10 protein-coding genes are annotated in these 9,259 nt (G+C 70.3%); 4 read left to right on the top strand and 6 right to left on the bottom strand.

Annotation, left to right across the window (positions count from 1 at the left end):
• Window positions 1-6: 6 nt before the first annotated feature.
• Complete coding sequence (locus tag VMN58_00600) at window positions 7-282, bottom strand: type II toxin-antitoxin system RelE/ParE family toxin (protein HUF31689.1); 276 nt, start codon at window positions 280-282, stop codon at window positions 7-9.
• Entirely contained in the window at window positions 279-563 is a 285-nt protein-coding gene (locus VMN58_00595) for a type II toxin-antitoxin system Phd/YefM family antitoxin (GenBank protein HUF31688.1), read from the bottom strand. The genes VMN58_00600 and VMN58_00595 overlap by 4 nt, the downstream gene beginning before the upstream one ends.
• A gap of 95 nt (window positions 564-658) precedes the next feature.
• On the opposite strand from VMN58_00595, the gene VMN58_00590 reads away from it, so the two are divergent.
• The gene (locus tag VMN58_00590; GenBank protein ID HUF31687.1) at window positions 659-898 is read left to right on the top strand and encodes an AbrB/MazE/SpoVT family DNA-binding domain-containing protein; all 240 of its coding nucleotides are present in this window, start codon (window positions 659-661) and stop codon (window positions 896-898) included.
• A complete protein-coding gene (locus tag VMN58_00585; protein HUF31686.1) occupies window positions 899-1,336 on the top strand; it encodes a hypothetical protein in 438 nt (145 codons plus the stop codon).
• Between the two features lie 42 nt (window positions 1,337-1,378).
• On the opposite strand, the gene VMN58_00580 is transcribed toward VMN58_00585, so the two are convergent.
• Window positions 1,379-2,881 carry a Fic family protein gene (locus VMN58_00580; protein HUF31685.1) on the bottom strand — a complete coding sequence of 501 codons (1,503 nt, stop codon included), beginning with the start codon at window positions 2,879-2,881 and terminating at the stop codon, window positions 1,379-1,381.
• Between the two features lie 113 nt (window positions 2,882-2,994).
• Window positions 2,995-4,119, bottom strand: coding sequence for a polysaccharide pyruvyl transferase family protein (locus VMN58_00575; GenBank protein HUF31684.1), 1,125 nt, complete (start codon window positions 4,117-4,119; stop codon window positions 2,995-2,997).
• 143 nt (window positions 4,120-4,262) lie between these two features.
• Here VMN58_00575 and VMN58_00570 point away from each other — a divergent pair, with 143 nt between their 5' ends.
• Complete coding sequence (locus VMN58_00570; GenBank protein HUF31683.1) at window positions 4,263-5,936, top strand: S-layer homology domain-containing protein; 1,674 nt, start codon at window positions 4,263-4,265, stop codon at window positions 5,934-5,936.
• A 231-nt stretch (window positions 5,937-6,167) separates the two neighbouring features.
• On the opposite strand, the gene VMN58_00565 is transcribed toward VMN58_00570, so the two are convergent.
• The gene (locus VMN58_00565) at window positions 6,168-6,968 is read right to left on the bottom strand and encodes a hypothetical protein (GenBank protein ID HUF31682.1); all 801 of its coding nucleotides are present in this window, start codon (window positions 6,966-6,968) and stop codon (window positions 6,168-6,170) included.
• Entirely contained in the window at window positions 6,968-7,408 is a 441-nt protein-coding gene (locus tag VMN58_00560) for a helix-turn-helix transcriptional regulator (protein HUF31681.1), read from the bottom strand. The genes VMN58_00565 and VMN58_00560 overlap by 1 nt, the downstream gene beginning before the upstream one ends.
• An 837-nt stretch (window positions 7,409-8,245) precedes the next feature.
• Here VMN58_00560 and VMN58_00555 point away from each other — a divergent pair.
• Window positions 8,246-9,259, top strand: a 1,014-nt coding sequence (locus tag VMN58_00555; protein ID HUF31680.1) for an S-layer homology domain-containing protein, incomplete at its 3' end; no start/stop codon positions are given.

The following is a 9,259-nucleotide window of genomic DNA, read 5'->3' as shown; positions in this document are numbered from 1 at the left end:
CCGCGGTCAGCGGGGCCGGTAGATGTCGCTTCGGTGATCGATCGCGATGATCGTCACGACGTGCGAGCGATCGTCGATCTCGTAGATGACGCGGAAGTCGCCTCGTCGAGCGCTGTGCTTGCCTTCGAGGTCGAACCGGAGGGCTCGGCCGACACGTCGCGGGTTCTCCGCCAGACCGCCGTACGCGAACTCGACGCAGGCGGTGGCGATCTTCTCGGGCAGGCGATCGAGTGACCGGAGCGCGCTCGACGCCCACTCGACGTCGAAGGGCTCCGACGTCACTGCTTCGCGATGCGGGCCAGGGCCTGGTCTCGGGAGAGGCGTTCGGTCCGGCCGGCGGCGAGGTCGTCGCTGCCCGCGCTGATCGCGTCTCTCAGTGCCGGGTCGCTCAGGATCTCGAGCGTCTCCTCGAGCGACTCCAGATCGTCGACGTTGAGCATCACGGCGGCCGGTTGCCCGTGCTTCGTCACGACGACGCGTCCGTGCTCGCGCTCGAGCTTGTCGACCACCTCCGACAGGCGGTTCTTCACGTCCGCCAGGGAGAGGTGCTCGCTCGACGCCATGGCTAGAAGTATGGCTAGATCGCCCACGCAGGTCAACACCGCCCCAGAGCCCAGAGCCCAGCGCCTTGTAACGGCGTGGTTGATACAATGCGTGCATGGCAGCTGCATCGACCGCTCGAGTGTCGCATCGGGGCCAGACGAACCTGCCGGCCGAGCTCCGCCACCGGTGGGGCATCGTCGACGGCGGCGAGGTCGGCATCATCGATCTGGGCGACGCGGCCCTGATCGTGCCCGGCGGCGTGGACCGCGCCCGCGACGAGCTCCGGCGCGTGCTCCGAGACCGCTACGAGGCCGGCGTTGCCGGGATCGACGACCCCGACCTCGTCGATCAGTAGGTGGCTGACGAGCGTCCGGCGCTGCTCCTCGATGATCGACTGCTGATCGAGGAGCTGCTCGTGGGGCTCGACCGACCGGGCGAGCTCCACACGACGGCCTACTGGTACTACCGGGCGTGTCGAGCGGCGGTCGTCGGTGCTGGTGGTCAGCTCTCGGGTCCGTTCACGGACCTCGGCGACGCCCACCAGCGAGCGGCGATCAGCAGTCTGCTCGTCCTGCGGGACGACATCGGGTTGCCGGACCCTCGATCGACGGTCCCCCGCATGGCTGAGCTCGCCGAGCGGCACCCGCGGCTCAACCTCTTGAACCTCGAAGCGGCGGCATCGGCCCTGGTGCTGGGGGCCACCGTGCTCCTGTCGACGCAGGCGTCCGAGGGTGTCCTTCCCCGGGTGCTGGACGCCGAGCGCATCCCCTGGCAGACCGCCGAGCTCAGCTGAACCGAGCCCCCGGCGCCCGAATCAATCGGATCGGTGCAACGATCAGTTCGGAAACTCGTCGGGAGCTCGGGGGAGCTCGAGACGCAGGCCCTGCGATTCGGCGTAGCCCGAGTCGATGAACCCGTGGGCTGCTTCGACCTGTGCGTGGGCGCCGTCGTAGGAGCCCCAGTCGACCGCGGCCGTCCACCGTTGCGCGAACTCCATGATCGACAGGAGGCTCCGTGCAGCGCCGGTCCGGCCGTTGGACACCGCGGTGAGGCCGGCGAGGTAGTTGTTGCGGAACACGGTCGGGATGATGATGCGTGCCTGCCCGGCCCGGGACAGCTCAGCGTTGACGGTGAGGCGCGCGACCCGGCCGTTGCCGTCGTCGAAGGGATGGACCTCGGTGACCAGGACCATCATGGCGACAGCACGAACGAGCGGGTCCATCGCGGAGTTGAGGACCTCGAACCCCGTGCGCAACGTTCCGGCGACGAGCTCGGGATCGACGAACTGGTACCCGCCGGCGTCGTTGTACTTCTCCTTGAACAACCCGGGTCGCTTGTCCGGGCGGGCTGCCATGAGGGCGGCGTGGCGCTCACGGAGGATGTCGGCCAGATCGTCGCCGGCGCGCGGGACCCGTTCGCGGTCGCCCGGGTCGTTGGCGAGCCGGTACGTGGCGACCACGTCGTGCGCGTCGTCGGGGCGGTCGGCGGGCTCGTGGCCCTCGACAGCGATGCGGCGGGCTTCGTCGACGCCGAACTCGGTTCCTTCGATGAAGTTCGAGAAGTACGCCTCGTAGAACGGCAGCCACTTCCAGCGGGACGAGGTGTCTGCGGGGACGGGCGCCGGCGCGAGCGCTTCGAGCTCCGAGACGAGGTTGCGCAACATCTGTACCCGGTGCTCGTCGTAGGGCGCACCCGAGATCCGGGCACGGAGGCGCGGGGACCTCACGTCCCCGGTGAAGCTGCCGAGCACGGAGGCAAGACGAGACCGTGTGGCCTCCACCGAGCGGTGGTTGAACGACCCGGCGATCACATCCAGCTCGGCGAGCACCTCCAGGATGCGCCCGGCGCCGCCGCTGCGGGCGAACTCGTCGATGCGGTCCTCCGCGGCGGATGTCCCCGCCCGGAATCGGGGCGGCCGGCCGGCCACGTCAACGTTCTCGACGATCTGGCGGGCCAGACCGGACAGGTGCAGGCCGTGCGGCAGCGCCATGTCGCCAGGCAGGGGCGCAGGCCCAACGGTCGGGTGCACGGTGATGCCCGGTAGTCGCAGCGGGGCCGTGCGACCCGGTTCGGGGGCGGCGACGAACACGTCGCCGTCGACTGGTACCCCGCCGGCCAAGGCGGTCTTGCCGCACAGGACCGAGCCGGGCCAGTGGTGCGCGATGACGGCGTACAGGTGGTGGCGGGCGACATCTTCGGGCGGGAGGGTCGCGCCGAGGGCGTAGATGCCTGCGCTGAGGCGGATGGCCTGCCCCGAGCGGGCACGACGGCTGAGCGCGGAACGGTTCGCCGCGCTGACGAACTCGAGCGCTCCGTGAGGTGGGGGTGCGACAAGCATGAGGGAAACTGTGCCCGGACACCGCATCCCGGCAACAAGCGTCAGCCAAATACTATCGGTAGCGCAACATTTCGCAAGGAAACTCTCTCTCTCTTCGTCCGGAGAACCCCCCCTCAGCCCCCCAGGAGGCGGTCGAGGACCTGGTCGTTGCCTCGCTCCCGCACCCGCAGCGCCTCGCAGGCCTCGACCATGGCGGCGTCTTGGCCCAGGATCGAGCCCACCGCGGCGGCCAGGCCCTCGAGGGCTCGGGCGTCCCAGTCGAGGCCCACGGCGCCCTCGCCGAGGTCGGCGGCCAGGGCGGGGACCTTGGCGCTGTAGCCCACCAGCACCGACGGCCGGCCGGCGAGGGCGGCAGCGATCCCGGCGTGGTAGCGCATGGCGACCACCACCCGGGCGGTGGCGATCTCGTCGACCACGGTGGCCACGGTGGGGGTGGCGGTGGTGACGGGGGTGCGCATCCGGTCGGCCACCGCCCGGTGGACGGCGTCGTCGCGGTCGGCCTGGAGGGCCACCAGGTGCACGGCGAGGCCGGTTTGCTCAGCAGCTTCGTCGAGGCCGGTGGCCATGGCGTCGAGGAACCACGCCGGCGCCAACCCACCACCCGACCCACCACCACCCGACCCACCACCCGAGCCACCAGAGCGAAGCGCCACCGGCAGGCGGGACCGCGTCGCGGTCCAGGGGCGGAGGCACGCCACCAGGCGGTCCTGCACCTCGACGGCAGGTCGAGGCAGCGACAGCGCCAGGTCGGCGGCCACCAGCGGCCGGGGGAGGCCGAGCGAGGCGAGCAGGTCGGCCGAGGCGTCGTCGCGGCAGCTGACGGCCACGGCGGCGCCCATCGAGCGCCGCACCAGGGCCCGGCCGAGGCGGGTGACGAGGCCCCCGGCGCCGAGGCCCACCCCGGCCACCGGCGTGCGCCGGGCCCGGGCCAGCCAGGTGCGGCTCAGGTGGAGGGGGAGGTTGAAGGCGCTGGTCTGGTCCTGGAGCAGCCCGCCGCCGCCCAGGATCACGCCGGTGGCGGCGCCGGTGGCCCGGGCCAGGCCCCGCAGGTCCCACTGGCCCACAGCCGCGCCGCCGTGGGTGGCGACGGTGGCGGCGGGGTCGGTCGACACGGCGGTGACGGCCACCCCCCGGGCGGCCAGCTTGGCGGCCAGGGCGGCGTAGACCAGCTCGTCGCCCAGGTTGGTGGACCCCACCCACGCGGCGACCAGGGCGCTGGAGGCAGACTGGGGTGGCACGCGTGCATTGTCCCCCGCCAGGTGGGGTAGTGCGTGCCAGGGTGTGCCGCAGCCAGGCACCGCAGCCAGCCAGACTCATCGCCAGACCCATCACCAGAAAGGCCGGATCCTTGACTCCGACACCCAGGAAGCGAGGTGGATGCGTGCTCGCCGGGCTCTTCGCCGCGCTGCTCGCGCTCGGCCTCCTGCCCGCCACGGCGGGCGCCAGCCACGGCGCCGACCACAACGAGGCTCGCCTCATCGACCGTGCCTGCCCGCCGGGGTCCTCCGAGGGCGACGAGTTCGTCGACACCGCCGGCTCGACGTTCCGCGACGAGATCAACTGCGTGGCCTCCTACGGCATCGCCCAGGGTGGTCCCGGCAACCTGTCGGCGGAGTTCTACGGGCCGAGCCTGCGGGTGAGCCGGGGTCAGATGGCCTCGTTCATCATGCGCAAGCTCGACCTGGTGACCGGCTACGCGCGCCCCGCCACCGACGGCGACGCCTTCCCCGACATCGCCCAGGACACCCACCGCGCCAACATCAACGACGCCGCCGCCGAGGAGATCGCCCTGGGCTTCGCCGACGGCACCTTCCGCCCCGGCAACGACGTGACCCGCGGCGAGATGGCCTCGTTCATCGTCCGGGAGATGCAGACCGCCGGCGCCACCTTGCCCACCGAGCCGGCCGACGCCTTCCCCGACGCCGAGGGCTCGGCCCACCACCAGCCGATGAACATCCTCCACGAGCTGGGCATCTACGTGGGCCGCACCGACGGCAGCTCTGGCTTCGCCGAGCCCATCATCCGTGAGCAGATGGCCGCCCTCCTGGCCCGCAACCTCGCCTTCCTGGTGGAAGAGGGCCTGGTGGCGCCGATCGTGCGCTCGGGCATCACCCTCGACGCCACCACCGTCGAGGCCGCCAACCCCTTCAGCGGTGTGGTCCACGGCGTGGAGATCGCGTCGCTCGGGGTCGCGGGCGACTGCGTCGAGGACAACGCCGCCGTGGCCTTCAACGCCGACGGCGGGTTCACCCTCACCGCCCTCGCCGCCGCCCCCGTGGGCGAGTGCACCCTCACCTTCACGGTGACCTTCACCGACGACACCACCGAGACCCACGTGCGCACGATCGAGGTCACCGAGACCCGGCCCACCTTCGTGTCGGGCTCGGTCGGCTCCGGCAGCCTGGTGATCACGGTGGTCTACGACGAGCCCATCAGCTGCGCCACGGTCGACGACAACGGGTCCAACTACCAGGTGGTCATCACCGACGCCGAGGGGGTGACCACCGAGCGGACCCCGATCGGCGCCTCGTGCGCCAACTTCGGCGGGTCCGACACCGAGGTCGACATCCTCCTCGGCGGCAACCCCTTCACCTCCGGCGACACCGTGACGGTCACCGCCGTTGAGGGCGGCGACGGCAACACCGTGGTCGACCTGGCCGGCAACGCCCAGCTGGTGGGCGACAGCATCGAGATCTCGCTGTTGGCCAGCGCCGGTGAGCCCACCTTCGCCGGTGGCTCGGCCGCCGTGGGCGAGAACGTGGTGACGGTGATCTACGACCAGCCCATCGACTGCGCCACCGTCGACGCCAACGCCTCCAACTACCAGGTGACCACCACCGAGGCCGCCGGCGAGCGGGCCACCGTCTCAGCGGCCTGCGTGGCCCCGACCGACGGCGTCGACGACGAGGTCGCCATCACCGTCGGCGGCGACCCCTTCGTGGTCGACGAGACCCTGACGGTCACCGCCGTGGTGGGCGGTGACGGCGATACCGTGGCCAACCCCGACGCCGACACCCAGCCTGCAGACGACAGCATCGAGATCGTTGTCGCCTAGGTTCGGCAGCAAGTTGTGAACCGCCGCGCCCCGCAGTACGAGGTAAGCAGACGCTCCTCGGACGGGGACACGTCGAGGGGGCCGACAGGTCGCTGCTAGCCGTGGTCAGGGCACTCGTCGTCCAAGTCGTACCAGCGCTGGCACCGTGAGGTTCCGTTGGCGGTGATGTCATGCGCGGCGATGTCCACATCTCCTGGGAGCGCGGCCCGGTCATGGTGTGCCAGCGGGCGGTCAGCGAGGCTTCGAGCTGCGGGCCGTACGGGCCGGGCCTGCCTGCGCGGGACTGCCCGGATGTTGGAGCAGCTGGACCTTGGTGTTGTCGTCGAAGGTCAAGTCGACCGCCAGCGGGTTCTTCTTCGCCACGCGGGCGGCCACGACGGTCTTGCCGACGACGTCGCCAAGCGCGAACTCGAGTGAGGGGGTGCGGAGCGCGTCGAGGCGAGCGAGCGCGTAGCGCAGCTGTGTGCGGGCCGCCTCGCTGACCGACGAGACGCGGCCGGCGTAGCTGAGACGGTCGATGGTGCAGCGGTAGTTCAAGTCAACGACGGATGCGGGCACGATGTCGATGTCGTCCCGGGTGAGGGACGGCACCGGCAGGTAGCCGACCATCTTCCCGGCGATCAACTGGTCCTGGGTGACCTGCCTGCCGGCGATGTGCACCTCGTCGGCGCGGACGAGTGGGCTCACCTGGAGGAAGCGGTCGAGTGTGTCGTCGTCCTCGACGCCGGCGACGACCTCGTCGTCGATGGTCACGCCGCTGCGTTCGAGCTGACTGAGGCGGGTGTTGAACTCCTTGTCGAGCCCGCAGTCGTGCGTCGTCACCATCACCAGCGACCAGCCGCCGTCGACGACGACGCCGGGCAGCGACTCACGGGGCACGGCCAGGACGGCACGCTCCTCGTCGAGGCGCTCCCACTGGTTCTGGCTGTGGTTGCCGACGGCGATGCGCACGATCGGGGAGAGGAGGATGTCGCCCTGCTGCAACGGCAGCTTGTCACCGGCGACGTAGAAGTCCGAGGCGTCGAGCGCCATCAGCGGTTGAGCGTCGGCACGCCCCGGCGGCGGCGCCGTCCGCTCACCTCGGCGATGACGTCACCGGCGCGGTCCGGGTCGGCGACGTCAAGCGACGCGTCGCGGCGAACGGCGCGGCGGGGTGCCGGCGCGATGAGGCCCTGTGAGAACGCCATCAGCGCGCCGGCGTAGACGGGCTCGTCGAAGGTGGCCCCAGCCGGCTCGACCTCGAGGAGGTCAGCGACGGTGCAGTGGTACGCCTCGCACAGCTTCACGAGCGTGTCGAAGCGGATCTGGCCGGTCTCACCCTTCTCGATGCGCCGCAGCTCGTTGCGGTCGATGCCCACGGCGCGGGCCGCTGCCGCCAGCGGCAGGTCGCCACGCAACACCCGGATGTTCGACCGGATGCGAAGCGAAGCGCCTTCGGCGACGGTCGGGGCGGTCTCCAGCTCAGCGGTCACGGTGGTGAGCATACCCTGCACTGTGCGCGGGCGATACCCCGCAGCAAGGATCTGGCCCGAGCAGGTTCTGTTCGACTTGTTCGTCGGTGCTCCACGGGTGGTCGCGCCGCCAGCGCGTGATGACCGGCTGAGGGATCATGCGTCTGGCTCCACGGTGGTGTTGACCTGCACCTGCCACCGGCGGTTGATCTCGCCGTGTGCGGAGGCCACCGGATCAAGCGGTGTCGGTCGCTGGCGGGCCGTCGTTGTGGCGTGGAACTGGTCTGTGGACCAGATCGTCGCCCAGGTTGGTGGACCCCACCCACGCGGCGACCAGAGCGCTGGGGGCAGACTGGGGTGGCACGCGTGCATTGTCCCCCGCCGATCGGGGTAGTGCGTGCCGGGGCGACACCGTGGCCAACCCCGACGCCGACACCCAGCCCGCAGGCGACGACATCGACATCGTCGTCGCCTGACCCTCGCCGCTCCACACCCCCCCGGAGCGGTAGCCAGGAGCCCCGGTCCCAGCGGGCCGGGGCTCCGGCGCGCGCGGGCACAGGAGGAAAAGGACGAAAGGGAATGGTGCCCCTGGGGGTGGGTAGGGGGGCGCACCAGGCGGCGGTTGTAACGAAACCGGTCAGCCGGTGGTTGTACCCATGAGCACGATCAGAGCGATTGCGACGCGAGATCCTTGTTGCCTTGCCACTTTTGGCCTAGGTTGCCGGATCGAGCGTCACATGTAGCTTGTGTGACGCTCGAACGGAAGGGTGCGGCAGCCGGCAATCCGGTGATGCAGTCCGCCACCCCGGACCCAACACCACCAAGAAAGGGATCGGATTGTCTCCGACATCCAGCACCATGAAGAGAGGTGGACGCGTTCTCGCCGGCTTTGCCGCCGCGCTGCTCGCCGTCACCCTCATGCCCGCCATCGCGAGCGCTACGCACGGGGTGCACAACGCCCCTCGTGACATCGAGAACGCGTGTCCGCCTGGTAGCACCACCGACCACTTCGATGACGACACCGGCTCGACGTTCCACGACGAGATCAACTGCGTCGCCGAGTACCGCATCGCCGTCGGTGGCGCCGGCGGCCGTCCGTCCAACGAGTACAGCCCCGGCCTCCCCGTGAGCCGCGCCCAGATGGCTTCGTTCGTCATGCGCAAGCTCGACCTGGTCACCGGCTACACACGTCCGGCCAACAGCCCCGACGCCTTCGCCGATGACGACGGCAACACCCACGAGGGGAACATCAACGACGCTGCCGAGGAGGGCATCGCCCTGGGCTTCCAGGACGGCACCTTCCGCCCCGACAGCGACGTGACCCGCGGTCAGATGGCTTCGTTCATCGTCCGCGAGATGACCACCGCCGGTGCGGCGATCCCCACGAACCCGGAGAACGCGTTCCCGGACGCCGAGGGCTCTGCTCACCACGAGGACCTCAACATCCTCCACGAGCTCGGCATCTACGTCGGCCGCACGGACGGGACCTCCGGCTTCGCCGAGCCCATCAACCGTGAGCAGATGGCTGCCCTTCTCGCCCGCAACCTGTCCTACCTGGTCGAGCAGGGTCTGATGCCGCCGGTCGACCAGCTCGACCCGCCGACTACGAACCAGTCGTTCGCAGTGGCTCCGGCTGAGGCAGCGACCAACGAGGTCTCCGATGGCACGACGACCGGTGCGAACCGTGGTCTGCGTCAGTACTCGGTTTCCGGGCTGGACAACGCCACCACGTACAACATCGCCCTGTTCCCGCCGGCCAACATCTCGGTCGACGCGAACGGTGTGGTCACCTTCGTCGACACCGACAGCAACAACCTTGCTGACGGCATCGGTACCACCCAGACCAACAATGCGGTGATCGAGGTTGTCAAT

This window comes from Acidimicrobiales bacterium (assembly GCA_035512495.1).
GTDB lineage: Bacteria > Actinomycetota > Acidimicrobiia > Acidimicrobiales > CADCSY01 > DATKDW01.
Note: the sequence above shows the minus strand (reverse complement) of the source record. Positions and strands in the feature narration are given on the sequence as shown.